Raw genomic sequence first — 16,721 nt, 5'->3', positions numbered from 1 at the left:
TGAAAGAATGGCTCCCCGAGTTGGATTCGAACCAACGACCAAGTGATTAACAGTCACCTACTCTACCGCTGAGCTATCGGGGAGCAGCCATATCGGCAGGCCCGCGCCTATATGGGGGTGTTTGGGATAGCGCAAGCCCCCCCAGGCCGAATCCGGCGACGAAAGCCAAATCAGCCCATGAATTGTTCGGCGACGATCCGCTCGTCCAGCGAATGGCCCTTGTCGAACAGCAGGGTAAGCTCGGAATCGCGCGCGATTTCGACGTGAACCTCGGCCACGTCGCGCACTTCCTTCTGGTCCGCCACTGCGGCCACCGGGCGCTTGGCAGGCTCGTTGATGCGGAAGGTCACGCGTGCGCGATCGGGCAGAATCGCCCCGCGCCAGCGGCGGGGGCGGAATGCGCTGATGGGGGTCAGCGCCAGCAGCTGCGAATCGAGCGGCAGGATCGGGCCGTTGGCGGAAAGGTTGTAGGCGGTGGAGCCTGCGGGCGTGGCCACCAGCACGCCGTCCGCCACCAGCTCTTCGATCCGCGTCCTGTCGTCCACCAGGATTTCGATCTTGGCGGTCTGGCGCGTCTCGCGCAGCAGGGAGACTTCGTTCAGCGCGCATTCGACGCGGTGCTCTCCATCCTGCGTCACGGCCTCCATGCGCAGCGGGGAAATCCCCACCGGGCGGCTCTTGTTCACCCGGTCGATCAGCGCGCCCTTGGGGCGGTGCTTGTTCATCAGGAAGCCCATCGTGCCCCGGTTGACCCCGTAGACGGGCAGGATGTTTCCGCTGTCCAGCATGCGGTGCAGCGTCTGCAGCATGAAGCCGTCACCACCCAGCGCCACGACAGCGTCCGCCTTTTCCTGCGGCACCCAGTCGTGCGCGTCCTGCAGCGCGCGGGCCGTATCCTGCGCCAGTGCGGTGTTCGAAATTGCGAGCGCCAGCCGCTCGAATTGAGGCTGCCCGGCCATTGAAATCCTCTCCAGCGTGGCTGCCTGCCTATGGAGCGCGCGCGCTCTTTGCAATGAGAGAGCATACAAGCCGGGTATTCGCATGCGGCATGGCCTTTCCGATCGGGCAAGGGCTTGCGATAGGGAAAGACGATGAGCGCGGATGACGATCAAGATCTGCTGACCGGCCTGTACACGCCTGCGCGCGCGCGCAAGGTGCTGGGGGAATGGCTGGGCGTGGGCGATACGCGGGTGCATGGCCTGTTGCTGGTGCTGGGCCGGTTCGACAGTGTGAACATCGCGCACGGGACCAGCGCGGGCGATTTCGCGCTGACCGAGGTGGCGCGCAGGATCGCGCATTTCGGGCAGGACGAGTTTGCGGACGATGCGTGGTTCGCCGCGCGGCTGGATGGCGGGAAGTTCCTGCTCGCCACGCGTGAGCCTTGCAGCCGGGAGCGCTGGCAGTTCCTGGCCGAGGCCTTGGCGGACACGGTGGCCCAGCCGCTGGCGGGTGCGAGCGTGGGCTTGCCGCAGCTTTGGCCGCATATTGCGCTGGTCCGCGCGCTTTCGGGCGACGATCCCACAAGCATGCTGAGCCGGTTGAGCGATGCGCAGATCGCCCTGAAGGGCGAGGCGGGCCGGCGGGTGGTGTGGATCGACCGGGACGAAGCGCCGCCGGGGATCGACACCGCGCGGGTCGAGGCGGAGCTGCGCCGGGCGCTGGACCAGGGGGCGGTCTCGCTCATGTTCCAGCCGCAGTTCGCGCTGGCGGACGACCGGCTGGTGGGGGCAGAGGCACTGGTGCGCTGGGACCAGCCGCTGCTCGGCTCGATCGGCGGGGAAGCACTGCTACGGATCGCGGCACGTGCAGATCTGACCACGCAGCTGACCCGAAAGGTTGTCGGCGCCGCTCTGAAGTCGGTGCTCAAGTGGCCCGCCGGCCTGAAATGCTCGATCAATGTCACCGCCGCCGATCTGGCGGTCGCGCGCTTTCCCCGGGAAATGCTGGATATGGTGGGCGATCTTGCGGTCGATCCGGAGCGGATCACGCTGGAGATCACCGAGCAGGCGCTGCTGGGCGATCTGGACCTGGCGGCGCGCTCGCTGGGCCTGCTGAGGGATGCGGGGATGCGGATCGCGCTCGACGATTTCGGCGCGGGCTTCTGCAATTTCGGCTATCTCAAATACCTGCCGCTGGACATCATCAAGCTCGATCGCATCATGCTGGACGGTGTGGCGGAGAACCCGCGCGATCGCGCCGTGCTGCGCGCGGTGGTCGCGCTGGCCCGCGCGCTCGATCTCCAGGTACTGGCCGAGGGCGTAGAGAACGAAGCGCAGCGGCAGATCGCCGCCGAAGAGGGCTGCACCGCGTACCAGGGGTTCCTGCGCTCGAAACCGCTGAAGCAGGAGGACTTCCTGCAGCTGGCGGGCAAGAGCGGCTAGGCGTGCCCGTCAGGCTGGCGCTTTCTCCTTCGCGCCGCGCTTGACGATCGCGCTGAGCCCCTTGGTCAGCTGGAACAGCCCGTTGAGGCGGCTTTGCGGATCGCCCCAGGCGCGATTGACCACCAGCTTCATGTCCGGCCGCAGCTTCACCGCGCCTTCGCGCTTGTCCACATAGGCGATCAGGCCTGCCGGATCGGGGAAGTTGTCCTTGTGGAAGGTGACCAGCGTGCCGCGCGCGCCGACGTCGATCTTGGCGATGTTCGCCTCGATCGCCTGGTGCTTGATCTCGATCAGCCGGACGAGGTTCTGCGTGGCGGACGGCAAGTCGCCGAAGCGGTCGATCATTTCCGCCGCCAGCCCTTCGATCTCGGCCTTGTCGCGCGCCTGGTTGAGACGGCGGTAAAGCGCCATGCGTACGGCGAGGTCGGGCACGTACTCCTCGGGAATCATGATCGGCGCATCGACGGTGATCTGCGGGCTGATATCCTCGGGCGGCTTCTCCAGCCCCATCTCGCCTGCCTTGGCTGCGAGAATCGCGTCCTCCAGCATCGACTGGTAGAGTTCGAAGCCGACCTCGCGGATATGGCCCGACTGTTCGTCGCCCAGCAGGTTGCCCGCGCCGCGAATGTCGAGATCGTGGCTGGCAAGCTGGAAACCCGCACCCAGCGAATCGAGGTCGCTCAGCACCTTGAGGCGCTTCTCCGCCACTTCGGAAAGGGCGGTGTCTTCAGGCGTCGTCAGATAGGCATAGGCGCGCAGCTTCGCGCGGCCCACACGCCCGCGCAGCTGGTAGAGCTGGGCGAGGCCGAAGCGGTCGGCGCGGTGGATGATGATCGTGTTGGCGCTCGAAATATCGAGCCCGCTCTCGACGATGGTGGTCGACAGCAGCACGTCATACTTCTTCTCGTAGAACGCGCTCATCCGGTCCTCGACCTCGGACGGGCTCATCTGGCCGTGCGCGGGGACGACCTTCACCTCGGGCACGTTCTCGCGCAGCCATTCCTCCAGGCCTTCCATGTCCGCGATGCGCGGGCACACGATGAAGCTCTGCCCGCCGCGATGGTGTTCGCGCAGCAGTGCCTCGCGGATCACCATGTCGTCCCACTCCATGACGTAGGTGCGTACGGCGAGACGGTCGACCGGCGGGGTCTGGATGGTGGAAAGCTCGCGCAGGCCCGTCATCGCCATCTGCAGCGTGCGCGGGATGGGCGTGGCGGTGAGCGTGAGCATGTGGACGTCGGCGCGCAGCTGCTTGAGCTTTTCCTTGTGGGTGACGCCGAAACGCTGTTCCTCGTCCACCACGACCAGCCCCAGATCCTTGAACTTCGTGGATTTGGAGAGGATCGCATGCGTGCCGATCACGATGTCCATCGTGCCATCGGCCAGCGCATCGCGGGTCTCGCTCGCCTCCTTGGGGAGAACGAGGCGGCTGAGCCGGCCGATCCTGAGCGGGAAGCCGGCAAAGCGCTCGCTGAAATGCTGGTAGTGCTGGCGCGCGAGCAGCGTGGTCGGCGCGACGACCGCGACCTGCTGCCCGCCCATTGCGGCGACGAAGGCGGCGCGCAGTGCAACCTCGGTCTTGCCGAAGCCGACATCGCCGCAGACAAGTCTGTCCATCGGCTTGCCGCTTTCCAGATCGCGCAGCACATCGGCGATCGCGCGCTCCTGATCGTCGGTCTCCTCCCACGGGAAGCGGTCGACGAACTGGTTGTAGCTCGCTTCGTCGGCTTCGAGCACGGGGGCTTTCTTGAGCGACCGCGCGGCGGCGGTGCGCATCAGCTCGCCCGCGATTTCCTGAATCCGCTCGCGCAGCTGGGCACGGCGCTTCTGCCACGCCTCGCCGCCCAGCCGGTCGAGCATGACCGCCTCTTCGGATGAGCCATAGCGCGAGAGGACTTCGAGGTTCTCGACCGGGATGTAGAGCTTGTCGCCGCCCTTGTACTCCAGCATCACGCAGTCGTGCTTGGACTTGCCGACGGTGATCGGTTCGAGGCCGAGATACTTGCCGATGCCGTGTTCGGTATGGACGACCAGATCGCCGCGCGAGAGCGCCTGGAGTTCGCTCAGGAAAGCGTCCGAATCGCGCCGTTTCTTGCGCCTGCGCACCAGCCTGTCGCCGAGCAGGTCCTGTTCGGTGACGAGTTCGATATCCTCGCTGGCGAAACCGCTGTCGAGCGGCAGAATCGTCGCGGTGAGCTGGCCGCTGCCGTTTTTCGGGGCGGACTTGCCGAGCGTGTCCTGCCAGGTCTCGGCCATTGCCACGCTGACGCCCGCCTCGCCCAGAATCGAGGCGATGCGCTGCCGGCTGCCCTTGGAATATGTGGCGAGAACGGGGCGCTTCCCTGCCTTGCCGACCTTCTTGAAGTGCTCTCCCGCAGCCTCGTACACGTTGTCGCCACGCGCGCGTTCGGGCGCGAAGTCGCGGGCGGAGCGGAAGCCGAAATCGATGACCGTGTCGCTCTCGGGCTCGTCGAACCCGGTCGCGCGGTGGACGGGGCGCTGGTCCAGCGCGGTGCCCAGCTCGTCTTCGGTCAGATACAGCGCGTGCGTGTCGAGCGGGCGATAGCTGCCCGCCTTCTGCCCGGCCGTCTCGGTCCGCAACCGGCGATACTCGGCAATGTCGGACAGCCGCTCCTCGTTGGCCTGCAGCGCGCCGACATCGATCACCACCGGGTCGCTCTCTCCCAGATGATCGAACAATGTCGCCAGCTTGTCCTCGAACAGCGGCAGCCAGTGTTCCATCCCCGCCTGACGCCGCCCTTCGCTGACCGCTTCGTAGAGCGGGTCCTGCGTGGCATGCGCGCCGAACCGCTCGCGGTAGCCGGAACGGAAGCGCTTGATCGTCGCGTCCTCCAGAAGCACCTCGCTGGCGGGCAGCAGGAGGAAGGAATCGAGCGTGCCGGTGGTGCGCTGCGTGCTGGGGTCGAACAGGCGCAAGGATTCCAGCTCGTCCCCGAAGAAGTCGAGCCGCAGGCCTTGCTCCAGGCCCGAGGGGAAAATGTCGAAGATCGACCCGCGCACCGCGAATTCGCCCGCGTCGATCACCGTATCGGTGCGGCTATAACCCTGCTTCTGGAGCAGTGTCGTCAGGCTCTCGTGCCCGATCTGCACGCCCGGCTTCAGCTCGCGTACCGCCTCGCGGATACGGAACGGTGTGAGCATGCGCTGCAGCACCGCATTGGCGGTGGTGATCAGCAGCTGCGGCGCGTCCTTCTCGCTCTGCAGGCGGTGCAGCGCGGCGAGCCGTTGCGTGCTGATCGACAGCGCGGGGCTGGCGCGGTCGTAGGGCAGGCAATCCCACGCGGGGAGTTCGATCACGCTCAACTCGGGCGCGAAATAGCGTGCGGCGTCGGCCATGGCCCGCATTGCGCTGTCTTCGGGCGCTATGAAGACCGCGCGCCGTTTTGCGGCGCGAGCAAGGTCGGCCATCACCAGTGGCTGGGCCCCGCGTGCCACTTGCGCGAAGGTCAGCGGCTGCTTGGCGGCGAGGATGCGGGAAAGGTCGGGCATTGGTGTCTAAGTCGCTCCGGCGCGAAGGCGTTCCGCGCACACGAAAATTGCCCCCTGCCCGGATCGGGAAGGGGGTTCGATGGCTGTTGGTGAAGTGGCCCTAGCGCGGAATATCGACGTAATCGAGCTTTTGCATGATGGCGATGCGTTCGCCCTGCATTTCGGCCGGCACGGGTTGGGTCTTGAGCGCCCAGGCCATGATGTCGACATCGTCGTAATCGAGCAGCCTTTCGAACCAGACGAGGTCTTCCTCGGCCCAGTCGGCGTGGTAGCGGTCGAAATAGCCGCCGATCATGTAATCGGCTTCGCGCGTGCCGCGGTGCCAGCTGCGGAATTTCGCGCGGGCGAGGCGGGCTTCGAAGGTGGGGGAGGTCATGCTGGGCGGGGTAACTATCCCGTCATGCCAGCGCAAGCTGGCATCGCTATCCACTGGTGAGGCACATCCGCGGCCGATCCCAGCTTTCGCTGGGACGACGAACCTGGCTAAGGTCGCGGGCGATGCGGCCCGAAATCCTCAACCCCCTGTTTGCCGAGGTCGATACGCTCGACGGCGTGGGTCCCAAGCTGCGCAAGCCGCTGGAGAAGCTGCACTGCACGCGACTGCGCGACCTCGTGTATCACTGGCCGGACCGTTTCGTGACCCGCCGCCCGGTCGATAATCTGGACGAAGCGGGCGAGGGCGAGCAGATCATTATTGCGCTGACCGTGACGGAGCATCGCGCCGGAGCATCGCGCCGCGCGCCCTACCGCGTGCTGGCCACGGACAGCGCGGGCAACGTGCTGGCGCTGACCTTCTTCGGGCGCGCTTCCTACACCGCGAAAAAGCAGCTCCCGGTGGGGGAGAAGCGCCGCGTGGCAGGCAAGCTGGAACGCTATGGCGACATGCTGCAGATGGTCCACCCGGACCATGTGATGGCGATGGACGATGCGGGCCTCGGCCAGATGCGCGAGCCGATCTATCCGCTGGCCGAGGGTCTGACGCAGCCGCGCATGGCCAGCCTTGCCGCGCAGGCGCTGGGGAAGCTGCCCGACCTGCCCGAATGGATCGAACCGGGCATGCTGGCGCGCGAGAAATGGCCCACATGGGGCGATGCCTTGCACAGCGTCCATGCCCGCGACGATCAGACTGCGAAGGACCGGCTCGCCTATGACGAGCTGCTCGCCAATGCGCTCGCGCTGCAGCTGGTCCGGGCGGACAGCCGCCGCAAGCGGGGCAGGGCGCTGGCGGGCGATGGTTCGCTGCGCGGGAAGCTTCAGCTGCCCTATTCGCTGACCGGCGCGCAGGAGCGTTCCATCCGCGAGATAGAGGGCGATCTGGCGCAGGACGCGCCGATGCTCCGCCTGCTGCAGGGCGATGTGGGCGCGGGCAAGACGGTGGTGGCGTTGCACGCGATGCTGATCGCGGTGGAGGCTGGCGCGCAGGCCGCGCTGCTGGCGCCAACCGAAATCCTCGCCCGCCAGCATTTCGAGACGCTCAAGGCGATGGCGCGACCCACCGGCGTCGAAGTCGCGCTGCTGACCGGGCGCGACAAGGGCAGGGCGCGCGAGAGCATCCTGATGGGGCTGATGGATGGCAGCATCCAGATCGTTGTCGGCACGCACGCGATCTTCCAGGAGGCAGTGCAGTACCGCGACCTCGGGCTGGTGGTGGTCGACGAACAGCACCGCTTCGGCGTGTCGCAGCGCCTCCAGATGTCCGCCAAGGGCAAGCGCCCGCCGCACACCCTCTCGATGACGGCAACCCCGATCCCGCGCACGCTGACCCTCGCCAACTACGGTGAGATGGAGGTCAGCCGCCTCGATGAACTGCCGCCCGGTCGGCAGGCGATCGATACGCGGGTGGTCGGGATGGATCGCCTGCCCGAAGTGGTCGAGGCGGTCGGGCGGCATCTCGCCAGCGGTCAGCAGGCCTATTGGGTGTGCCCGATGGTTCGCGACGAGGATGGCAGCGAGGACAAGGCCGCTGCCGAACAGCGCTACGCAGCGCTCAAGGCGCGGTTCGACGATGACGTGGTGCTGGTCCACGGCCAGCTCGATCCCGCGCTCAAGGATGCAGGCATGGCGCGCTTCGCCAGCGGCGAGGCGAAGCTGCTGGTGGCGACCACGGTGATCGAGGTCGGGGTCGATGTGCCCGCCTCCACGCTGATCGTGATCGAGCGTGCGGAAAGCTTCGGCCTCGCGCAATTGCACCAGTTGCGCGGGCGCGTAGGGCGGGGGAGCGGCAAATCGGTCTGCCTGCTGCTGCGCGGCGAACAGCTGTCCGAGACCGGGCGCAAACGGCTGGCGCTGATGCGCGAAACGCAGGACGGGTTCCGCATTGCCGAGGAAGACCTGGAGCTGAGGGGCGGAGGCGAACTGCTCGGCACGCGGCAGTCGGGCGACACGCCGTTCCGCATCGCCACGCTTGACCAGATGCAGCGCCTGCTCGACCCGGCGACCGCTGATGCGAAGCTGCTGATGGACCGCGATGCGGGACTGGAGGGCGAGCGGGGAGAGGCCGCGCGCATCCTGCTCTACCTGCATGAGCGCGACGCGGGCGTGCGCACGCTGCGGGGCGGCTAGTCCTTCAACTGCGCGACCAGCGCCTGCGCAGCGGCGTCGACGTCTTCCCACGTATATTCGAACTGCTCTTCGCCGTCGTGATACGGGTCTGCAATTGCAGCGCCTTCGCGTCCCGGCACGAGGTCCATCAGCAGCGAGACATGCGCGCGCGATCCTTCGGGCCGCAGCGCGTCGATGTTCGCCAGATTCTGGTGGTCCATCGCAAAGATGTGCGTGAAGCGGTCGAAATCCTCGACCGACAGCTGCCGCCCGGCATAGCCCGAAATGTCGATCCCGTGCTTCGAGGCTTCCTCTATGCTGCGCGGGTCGGGCGGGCTGCCCACGTGGTAGTCCGCAGTGCCCGCGCTATCCGCATCGGCTTCCAGCCCCGCCTTTTCGGCAGCGGCGCGAAATGCGCCCTCGGCCAGCGGGGAGCGGCAGATATTGCCAAGACAGACGAACAGGATCGCGGGTTTTTCCATGCCTCTCGCGTACTGGACGCAGGCGGAGCCGCGCAATAGACAACCGGGCAACCAATGGGGGAACGACCATGATGAAGCACCTTCTCGCCGCAACCGCATTCACGGTGATGGCGGCCAGCCCGCTCGCCGCGCAGACCGGGGCCCACCCGGAAGAAATGTACCAGAACCTGCGCGAAGACGTGTGGCAGGACATGCTGGACGACAGCCCCACGCTCGCCACCTCGGTGGGAGAGCGGCGCGGGGACGGCAAGCTGGGCGACATCAGCATGGCGGCTTACGAGCGCAATGTGGCCGAAGACCGCGCTTTCCTCGCGCGGCTGAACGCCATCGACGAGAGCGCGCTGCCCGAAGACATGCGGGTCGATTATGCGATCCTCAAATCCTCGCTGGAAGATTCGATCGAAGGTTCGCAGTTCGACCATAGCCGCTACGTTCTGTTCACCAATCGCGGCGGCTGGTTCAGCTCGCTCTCCTCGCTGCCTTACAGTTCCCCGTTCTTCACGCTGGCCGATTACGAGAGCTACGTCGGCAGGCTCGAAGCCTTCGGGTCCTACAATGAAGCCGGGATAGCGCGCAGCCGCGAGGCAGTGGCACGCGGGCTGACGCAGGCGTGCGGGCCGATGGAAGGGTTCGAGAATCAGGTCAGCGGCCAGATTGCCGACAGTGCCGAGGAATCGGGCCTCTGGCGCCCCTTCGCCAAGCAGCCCACCACCATCTCCGATGCCGACTGGGCGTCCCTGAAAGCGCGCGCGAAGGCGGCGATCGACGACGTCGTGTTCCCCGGCCTGCGCGAGTTCGTCAGCTTCTACACGGATGAATATGCGCCCGAATGCCGCGATGGCCTGCCCGGCATCTCGCAGACCGAGGGCGGGGCGGACTACTACGATTACCGGGTCCGCAGCTTCACCACCACGGACATGTCGGCGGATGAGGTGCACCAGCTGGGCCTCTCCGAAGTTGCACGCATTCGCGCCGAGATGGAGCAGGTTGCCGCCGACGCAGGCTTCGATACGCGCGAGGCCTTCATCGAACACCTGCGCACCGATCCGCAATATTACATGACCGATGAGGGCGAATACCTGCGCTTCGCCCAGGCTCTGGCCAAGGAAATCGACGGCTGGATGCCCAAGCTGTTCGGCACGCTGCCGCGCCAGCCTTATACGGTGCTGCCGATCCCCTCCGCGCAGGCGCCGGGCAACACGACCGCCTATTACGAACCCGGCTCGCTGGAGACGGGGCAGGCGGGCATCTACCGCGTCAACCTGACCGAGCTTGACCAGCGGCCCTTGTGGGAACTGCCCGCGCTGGGCGTGCACGAGGCGGTGCCGGGGCATCACCTGCAGATAGCTTTGCAGCAGGAACTGGACCTGCACCCGCTGCGCCGAAACGGCACCTTCTTCACCGCCTTCGTGGAAGGGTGGGGCCTCTATTCCGAACGCCTCGGGATCGAGATGGGACTGTACGATACGCCCGCCAAGCAGATGGGGCGGCTGAGCTACGAGATGTGGCGCGCGACCCGGCTGGTCGTCGATACCGGCCTGCATTCGAAGGGCTGGACCAAGCAACAGGCGGTCGACTTCATGACCGATAACACCGCGCTCTCGGCGGCGAATATCGACGCCGAGGTCAACCGCTACATCACCTGGCCGGGGCAGGCGCTGGCCTACAAGATCGGCGAGCTGAAGATTCGGCAATTGCGGACCCGCGCGGAAGAGACCTTGGGCGACCGGTTCGATCTGCGCGCTTTCCACGACACCGTGCTGGAGAACGGCGCGGTTCCGCTGGATGTGCTGGAAGACCATGTGAACCGCTGGATTGCGCAGCAGGCTTCCTAGCGAATCCCGAGATCCGCTCATCCTGAGCTTGTCGAAGGATCGTCCTTCTTTTGCCCGGCGTCGCAGAAGAAGAACGGCCATTGGCGCTTCGCCCCCTTCCGCGAGGCCGACAAGCTCAGGGCGAGCGGGATATGATCAGGTCGAAACCTTTTCCGTCCTCTCAAGCACATCGCGAACGATCGCGTGGATGTTCACCACCGCGCCGATCCGCGCGCCGAGCAGAGCGGTGCCGCTGACCTTGCGTTGCACGAACAGCGTTTCCGCGGGCGGGATGTGCCAGTTGGCCTTGTCCTGCGCGATGGCCATGCCTTCGTCCCGCAGCGCGGGCACGAAGCCGCGATCGCCGAAATCGAAGGGGGCGTCCTTCGCCATTTCGCCCAAGATGATATCGATCATCCGGTCCACTGCCTCGCCGTGCCGCTCGACCACGGTGGGGCTCATGAAATCGGCGTCGAGCGCGGCCTGCTTCACGCCCTCGTGATCGCGCGCGAGCCCTGCTTGGAGCAGTGTGCGGTAGGATTGCTGCACTTGGCGGTCGACCTCGCGCGTGGCCCCGAAATCGAGCAGCACGATCTTCCGGTCCGCCTCGCGGTAGCGGTAGTTCGCGAAATTGGGGTCGGTTTGCATCAGGCCCCATTCGAACAGCTCGCGCGCGACCAGCTCGATCAGCTGCGCGAACACGCTGTCGCGCACGTCCTGCGGCTGGTCGGCGAGCTGTTCGACAGGCCGGCCTTCCTCGTAACTCATCGCCAGAACCCGGTCGCGCGTCAGCTCTTCGTCCAGCGTGGGCACCACGAATGCATCATGTCCGGCGAGCAGTTCGCCATAGCGCTGCATCATGCGCCCTTCGCGGCGATAGTCGGCCTCCTCGTGCAGCTGTTCCTTGGCAGCCGCCAGCAGCGGGGCGATGTCCAGTTCCTTGGGCAGCAGGCCGGTGATGCGCAGCAGCGTGGCGACGTTGTCGACGTCGGAATCGATGCTCTGTGCAACGCCGGGATATTGCACCTTGATCGCCAGAGTGCGCCCGTCGCGGGTCAGCGCGCGGTGGACCTGGCCGATGCTCGCTGCGGCAATCGGGCGCGGTTCGAAGCGGCGGAAATTGGTCCGCCAGTCCGCGCCCCATTCCTCCGCCAGCACCCGGTCGAGCTGGCGCGGCGGCATGAAATCCGCATTGTCGCGCAGCTTGGCGAGGATTTCGGACAGCTCCGCCGGCAGGGCATCGCCCGCATCCATCGACAGCATCTGCCCCATCTTCATCGCCGCGCCGCGCAGGTGAGAGAGGCGCTCCGTCAACCGGCCGACATTGCCGGGAGTCAGGATCAGGTCGTTGACGCGGGGGCGCTCGCCAGCCGCAACCCGGCGCGCGCCTTCGGCCAGCATGCCGCCAGCCACGCCTCCGGCGAGGCGACCGAAGCCGCTCAAGCGCCCGAAGCGGGAAGAGGGGACCGCCCGGTGCTTCCCCTGCCGGTCCTCCTTGTCCGCCATGAAATCAGGCGTAGTTGACGTAGAGCGAGTAGATCAGGCCCGGAATGTAGAAGATCAGCGTGAGGACCAGGCTGATGAGAAACTGCTGGCCGAGCCCGTGCTTGAGCGCGACGCCCAGCGGGGGAAGCAGGATCGTGGCGATGAGGATGATGATAGGCATGTGAGATATTCTCCTTTGCCTCATCAACCGCGCCGAACGGGCGCCGTTCCGTGCCGTTCGCCGAATTGCGTCAGCTTTCTGCCGCCGCCGCCTCGTCCAGCCCGACCACAATGATGGTGCGTCCGCCGCCGAATTCCTCGCGCACGACGATCAGACCCTGACGCTCCAGATGCTCCAGCAGGCGGCGGATGCGGCTGGGCGAGGAGCTGCCGTAGACGCGCGCCAGCTCGTCCTCGTCGGGCGCGGGCCTTCCTTGGGCCGCAGCCACCGCCAGCGCGAGATAGGGGGCAAGCACGTCTTCGGGCACGCCCTGCGCAAGCTCTTCGATGGCTTCGCGCATGGGCGACTGCAACTCGTGCAACCTTGCGCTCGCAAAGGCGAAGAGGCGGCGAAACTCCAGCATGTCGACATGCGCGCTCGGCACGCCCTGCTGGCGGCAGCGCTGCGCGAAATTGCGGAACAGCACGGCGGAGGACTGGAAGGTGGCGCCTTCCTCTGCCGCCAGGTCCGCGACGATCCGGGTGACGGCCGCCTCGCCATCCTGCGGCCCGGGGGAGATGTCTTCACCCGCGCAGGGTTCGTTGGTCGCCACGGGCTCGCCGCGCTCTTCCCGTTCGGCCTGGGCTGCGGCACGCTCGGTGATGGCCTGCTCTACGTCTGGCGCGGGCCGGGGAGGCGGGGGCGGGCGGACCGGCTCGGCGGCTTCTTCCGCCAGCTCGGAATGGAGCAGCGCTTCCAGCTCGTCTCCTTTCGCCTCGGGCAGCGGCATCAGACCCTCCGCAGCATTCTTGCCGCCCGTAACCACCGTACCGATATGCACCGCCACCGGACGGCGGCTGATCGCGGGCCCCAGGCCAAGGAAATGCCCGCGCTGCAGATCGCGGATCCGCTCCGCCTGTCGCCTGTCCATCCCCAGCAGATCGGCGGCGCGCTGCATGTCGATGTCGAGGAAGGTGCGCCCCATCAGGAAGTTGGACGCTTCGGCCGCGACGTTCTTGGCCAGCTTGGCCAGCCGCTGCGTGGCGACGATCCCGGCGAGCCCGCGCTTGCGCCCCCGGCACATCAGGTTGGTCATCGCCGATAGCGTCAGCCGGCGCGTCTCCTCCGCCAGCTCGCCCGCAGCCGAGGGCGCGAACATCTGCGCTTCGTCCACCACCACCAGCGCGGGATACCAGTGTTCGCGCGGGGCATCGAACAGCGCGCCCAGGAACAGCGCGGCACACCGGATCTGCTGCTCCACCTCCAGCTCGTCCAGCGCCAGCACGACCGAGACGCGGTGCTGGCGCACGCGACCGGCCAGCGCCTCGATCTCGCGCACCGAATGGGCGGCACCGTCGATCACGATATGGTCGAATTCGTCCGCCAGGCTGGTGAAGTCGCCCTCCGGGTCGATCACCACCTGCTGGACGAGCCCGGCGGTCTGTTCGAGCAGGCGGCGCAGCAGGTGCGATTTCCCCGAGCCAGAATTGCCCTGCACGAGCAGCCGGGTCGCGAGCAATTCCTCGATATCGACGCAAATGCCTTGCCCGGCCGAATCCGTGCCAATTTCGATCTGCGCTGTCATATGCCTTACGAATAGGTGTGCGCGAGCAGCCAGCAAAGCCGCATCTGGCAGTTATCCATGGCTTGCGTGCGAAGGCTCGGGCAACCCGGTGCCGCAAGGCGCTTTCGCCGCTCCGCGAACCGGCATCGGTGCAGCAGCGGTCCCGTACGGCTGACGGGCAGGGAGGGGGGCGTCCGCCGACAGGAGCGCCCGGGCCAAAGCCGAGACGCCACGTTCCGCCGGCATTTTTTACGCACTCTTCACGGTCTGCCCGATCCTTCAGCTGCCGGTTTTTCGGGGAGGCTGATCCGGAAGACCGTGGGGCATGCGCCCGCGAGTTCGAGCGATCCTGCGTGGCCACGCGCGATCTGACGGGCGAGCGAGAGGCCTATGCCCGACCCTTCGACCTTGGTCGTGTGAAACGGACGGAAGATCAGCGGCGCGCTTTCGGGCGGCACGCCCGCGCCATTATCGGTCACCGCGATGGTGAGACGGTTGGCGTCGCGCGTTAGCGAAAGACCCACCTGTGGCGCCTCGGCGTCGAGAGCGGCTTCGGCGGCATTGTTGAGCAGCGCCCATACCGCCTGGTGCATCTGGTCGCCATCCATCGCCCATGCGCCGCCCGCCCGCACGTCGAGCGTCAGCGCGGCATCGGGCCAGCGCTGGGCGAACAGGCGTGCAAGATCATGCGCGAACTGATCGAGCGCCACCGGAGCGAGGATCGGCTCGGGCAGTCGGGCCAGCATACGGTAATCCGTGGCGAAACGCTGCAGGCCTTCGGCCCGGCGGGCCAGCGGGCCGAGGATTTCGGCCAGCAATGCCGTGTCGACCGGCTGCTGCGCTGCCGCCGCCTCGGCGCTTTCGGCCAGCGACACGATAGGGGCCAGGCCGTTGAGCAGCTCGTGGCCCAGCACCTCGATCAGGTCCGCGCTGGCGCGCGCTTCGGCAGCGAGCTCCTCGCGCTCGACATCAATCAGCGCGGCGACGGTCACCCCGGTCGAGGCTTCGACCCGGTCGATCCGCCACAACCGGCCTTCGTGGCGGAGCGTTGCAGCGGCGGGATCGAGCAGCGCGGCGGGCGGGGGCACGATGCGGTCGTCGGCCCCGAAGATCGTGCGCGCGGCACGGTTGAGCACCCGCGCGACGTCGCGTTCAAGCGCGAGCAGCGGGGTGGGGGCTGCATCGAGCAGAAGGCGATGGACTGCGGTTTCTTCGTCCTCTGCATCGCTCTCCCCCTCCGGCGGGCGGGTCGGGATCAGCGCGGCGTTCCACCAGGCGAGCGTGAGCGCCCAGACCCCGGCCAGCAGCGCGCCGACCAGCAGCCCCCAGCGACCCGAATGCCAGGCAAAGGCAGCGACAAAGGCGCTCGCCAGCAGCCCCACGCCCAGTGCCGCTGCCCGCCAGCCCCGCCGATGGTAAAGCCTCATAGCCCGTGGCGCTCCATCCGCCGGTACAGCGCGCCGCGACTGAGCCCCAGAGCCTTGGCGGCATGGCTGACATTATGATGATGCTCCGCCAGCGCTGCGGCGATCATCGCTCTCTCGGAGCGATCGAGATCGTAGCTCGACGTCTCGTTTCGGTCCGCGCCGGGCGCGGGGGAGGGCGCGCCGAGCGCCAGGGCCCCGGTGTCGATCGTGCCATCCTCGCCAAGCAGTACCGCCCGTTCAACCGCGGCCGCGAGTCCGCGCACCTCGTCCGGCCAGTCGGCTTCCCGCAAGGCAGTTTCTGCGGCTTCGGTGAAGCGGGGTGCGGGGCGCCCGAAGCGTTCGGCCGCATCGGCGCCGAAATGGCGGGCGAGGATCGGAATGTCGTCGCGGCGCTGCGCCAGCGGAGGCACCGCCAGCTCGATCGTTGCGATGCGGCGCCGCAAGGCAGGAGTGAGCCTGTCGATGCGATCGAGAATCGCGATGGGGCGGACATGGTCGGGCAAGAGCGCAGCGAGGCGATCCTGCGCCAGTTCGTCGAGCCGGTCGGGGTGGCGCAGGAGAACGCTGCCCGTGGCTTCGACGATCGCATCCAGCGCGCTGTCTTCGCGCAGGTCGATCAGCGCCGGCGCGCTGTCAGCGTGGGCGGAGGCGGCATGGACGGCGAGCGCCGTCAGCGTCCTTCCAGCGCCGGAGGGGCCGGTGATCGCAGCACCTGCCATGGTCGGCCCCACACGACGGATCATCTGGCGCAAGTGTTCGATGATCGCGGTTTCGCCCAGTATCCGGACCTGCCTCGTGCCGCGGCCCGTCACGGCCGGCCCGCCCGCTGCGGGCGCAATGTTCGGCTCGCGCGTCACCGCCGCTTCGACCTTGGCAATCAGATCGGCGTTGTTCCACGGCTTGACCGCGAAGTCCCGCGCGCCCTTCTGCATCGCGGTGACCGCCATCCGCACGCCGCCATGCGCAGTCAGCACCACCACGCAGGCGCCGGGATCGTCGGCCATGATCCGCTCGAGGCAGGCGAGCCCTTCCTTGCCGTCGCTCTTCCCGGGCGAGAAATTGAGATCGAGCACGATCCCGTCGAACTGCGTGCGCGCGAGCTGCGAGAAGGCTTCCTCGGGATCGGGCGCCACCGTCAGGCTGTGGCCGGCCATGCGGAAAGCGATTTCCATAGCGTTTGCGACCTCTGGCCTGTCGTCGATCAGGAAAATCGCGAGGCCGGGCTTTTCGCTTGACGCACCGGGCCCCTGTCCATTTGCGGACACTGTGTCCGGCGACGGACGGTCGGCTCCGTCGGTGTGGCGAGAATCCCGTTTAATCATAGCACTTTAGCTCTTTCGGTCCGGTTCGGCGATAA

Annotated in this window: 12 protein-coding genes and 1 tRNA gene; 3 read left to right on the top strand and 10 right to left on the bottom strand. The window is 67.1% G+C overall.

Translation table 11 applies throughout. The annotated features are described in order from the left end of the window. Window positions 1-8: 8 nt before the first annotated feature. Window positions 9-83: transfer RNA gene (locus tag ADAD_RS0114150), tRNA-Asn, on the bottom strand. Window positions 84-170: 87 nt separating this feature from the next. Then, window positions 171-959, bottom strand: a complete 789-nt coding sequence (locus ADAD_RS0114145) for an NAD kinase (RefSeq protein WP_010415103.1) — start codon at window positions 957-959, stop codon at window positions 171-173. Between the two features lie 132 nt (window positions 960-1,091). Between ADAD_RS0114145 and ADAD_RS0114140 the strand changes: the two genes are divergently transcribed. Further along, window positions 1,092-2,381, top strand: a complete 1,290-nt coding sequence (locus tag ADAD_RS0114140) for a GGDEF domain-containing phosphodiesterase (protein ID WP_010415102.1) — start codon at window positions 1,092-1,094, stop codon at window positions 2,379-2,381. 9 nt (window positions 2,382-2,390) lie between these two features. Here ADAD_RS0114140 and mfd read toward each other — a convergent pair whose 3' ends face one another. Together mfd and ADAD_RS0114130 are read right to left on the bottom strand one after the other, a co-directional pair. After that, a complete protein-coding gene (gene mfd, locus ADAD_RS0114135) occupies window positions 2,391-5,891 on the bottom strand; it encodes a transcription-repair coupling factor (protein ID WP_010415101.1) in 3,501 nt (1,166 codons plus the stop codon). 100 nt (window positions 5,892-5,991) lie between these two features. After that, entirely contained in the window at window positions 5,992-6,267 is a 276-nt protein-coding gene (locus ADAD_RS0114130) for an FAD assembly factor SdhE (protein ID WP_010415100.1), read from the bottom strand. 122 nt (window positions 6,268-6,389) lie between these two features. Here ADAD_RS0114130 and recG point away from each other — a divergent pair, with 122 nt between their 5' ends. Then, window positions 6,390-8,453, top strand: a complete 2,064-nt coding sequence (recG, locus tag ADAD_RS0114125; protein WP_010415099.1) for an ATP-dependent DNA helicase RecG — start codon at window positions 6,390-6,392, stop codon at window positions 8,451-8,453. On the opposite strand, the gene ADAD_RS0114120 is transcribed toward recG, so the two are convergent. Further along, entirely contained in the window at window positions 8,450-8,914 is a 465-nt protein-coding gene (locus ADAD_RS0114120) for a low molecular weight protein-tyrosine-phosphatase (RefSeq protein ID WP_010415098.1), read from the bottom strand. The genes recG and ADAD_RS0114120 overlap by 4 nt on opposite strands. Before the next feature lie 71 nt (window positions 8,915-8,985). On the opposite strand from ADAD_RS0114120, the gene ADAD_RS0114115 reads away from it, so the two are divergent. Further along, the gene (locus ADAD_RS0114115; RefSeq protein WP_033193425.1) at window positions 8,986-10,749 is read left to right on the top strand and encodes a DUF885 domain-containing protein; all 1,764 of its coding nucleotides are present in this window, start codon (window positions 8,986-8,988) and stop codon (window positions 10,747-10,749) included. Window positions 10,750-10,884: 135 nt separating this feature from the next. Here ADAD_RS0114115 and ADAD_RS0114110 read toward each other — a convergent pair whose 3' ends face one another. The 5 genes from ADAD_RS0114110 to ADAD_RS0114090 all read right to left on the bottom strand — a co-directional run bounded on the left by ADAD_RS0114110 (window position 10,885) and on the right by ADAD_RS0114090 (window position 16,686). Then, window positions 10,885-12,234, bottom strand: a complete 1,350-nt coding sequence (locus ADAD_RS0114110; protein WP_010415096.1) for an ABC1 kinase family protein — start codon at window positions 12,232-12,234, stop codon at window positions 10,885-10,887. 4 nt (window positions 12,235-12,238) lie between these two features. Continuing rightward, window positions 12,239-12,394: a YqaE/Pmp3 family membrane protein gene (locus ADAD_RS16705; protein WP_010415095.1), complete on the bottom strand. Its 156-nt coding sequence runs from the start codon at window positions 12,392-12,394 to the stop codon at window positions 12,239-12,241. Between the two features lie 70 nt (window positions 12,395-12,464). Beyond that, window positions 12,465-13,958, bottom strand: a complete 1,494-nt coding sequence (locus ADAD_RS0114100) for an ATP-binding protein (protein WP_010415094.1) — start codon at window positions 13,956-13,958, stop codon at window positions 12,465-12,467. A 239-nt stretch (window positions 13,959-14,197) separates the two neighbouring features. Further along, entirely contained in the window at window positions 14,198-15,364 is a 1,167-nt protein-coding gene (locus ADAD_RS16100) for a sensor histidine kinase (protein ID WP_010415093.1), read from the bottom strand. Then, on the bottom strand, window positions 15,361-16,686 hold the full coding sequence (locus tag ADAD_RS0114090; RefSeq protein WP_083825625.1) for a sigma-54-dependent transcriptional regulator: 1,326 nt from the start codon (window positions 16,684-16,686) through the stop codon (window positions 15,361-15,363). Before ADAD_RS0114090 ends, ADAD_RS16100 begins: the two co-directional genes overlap by 4 nt. Between the last annotated feature and the right edge of the window lie 35 nt (window positions 16,687-16,721).

This window comes from Citromicrobium sp. JLT1363 (assembly GCF_000186705.1).
Taxonomy (GTDB): domain Bacteria; phylum Pseudomonadota; class Alphaproteobacteria; order Sphingomonadales; family Sphingomonadaceae; genus Alteriqipengyuania.
This window is presented reverse-complemented; position numbering and strand designations above follow the sequence as displayed.

Coding starts and splice junctions, on each gene's coding strand:
- ADAD_RS0114140 (WP_010415102.1), top strand. CDS start 1,092: ATGAGCGCGGATGACGATCAAGATCTGCTGACCGGCCTGTACACGCCT.
- mfd (WP_010415101.1), bottom strand. CDS start 5,891: ATGCCCGACCTTTCCCGCATCCTCGCCGCCAAGCAGCCGCTGACCTTC.
- ADAD_RS0114090 (WP_083825625.1), bottom strand. CDS start 16,686: ATGATTAAACGGGATTCTCGCCACACCGACGGAGCCGACCGTCCGTCG.
- ADAD_RS0114110 (WP_010415096.1), bottom strand. CDS start 12,234: ATGGCGGACAAGGAGGACCGGCAGGGGAAGCACCGGGCGGTCCCCTCT.
- recG (WP_010415099.1), top strand. CDS start 6,390: ATGCGGCCCGAAATCCTCAACCCCCTGTTTGCCGAGGTCGATACGCTC.
- ADAD_RS0114100 (WP_010415094.1), bottom strand. CDS start 13,958: ATGACAGCGCAGATCGAAATTGGCACGGATTCGGCCGGGCAAGGCATT.
- ADAD_RS0114120 (WP_010415098.1), bottom strand. CDS start 8,914: ATGGAAAAACCCGCGATCCTGTTCGTCTGTCTTGGCAATATCTGCCGC.
- ADAD_RS0114115 (WP_033193425.1), top strand. CDS start 8,986: ATGAAGCACCTTCTCGCCGCAACCGCATTCACGGTGATGGCGGCCAGC.
- ADAD_RS16100 (WP_010415093.1), bottom strand. CDS start 15,364: ATGAGGCTTTACCATCGGCGGGGCTGGCGGGCAGCGGCACTGGGCGTG.
- ADAD_RS0114145 (WP_010415103.1), bottom strand. CDS start 959: ATGGCCGGGCAGCCTCAATTCGAGCGGCTGGCGCTCGCAATTTCGAAC.
- ADAD_RS16705 (WP_010415095.1), bottom strand. CDS start 12,394: ATGCCTATCATCATCCTCATCGCCACGATCCTGCTTCCCCCGCTGGGC.
- ADAD_RS0114130 (WP_010415100.1), bottom strand. CDS start 6,267: ATGACCTCCCCCACCTTCGAAGCCCGCCTCGCCCGCGCGAAATTCCGC.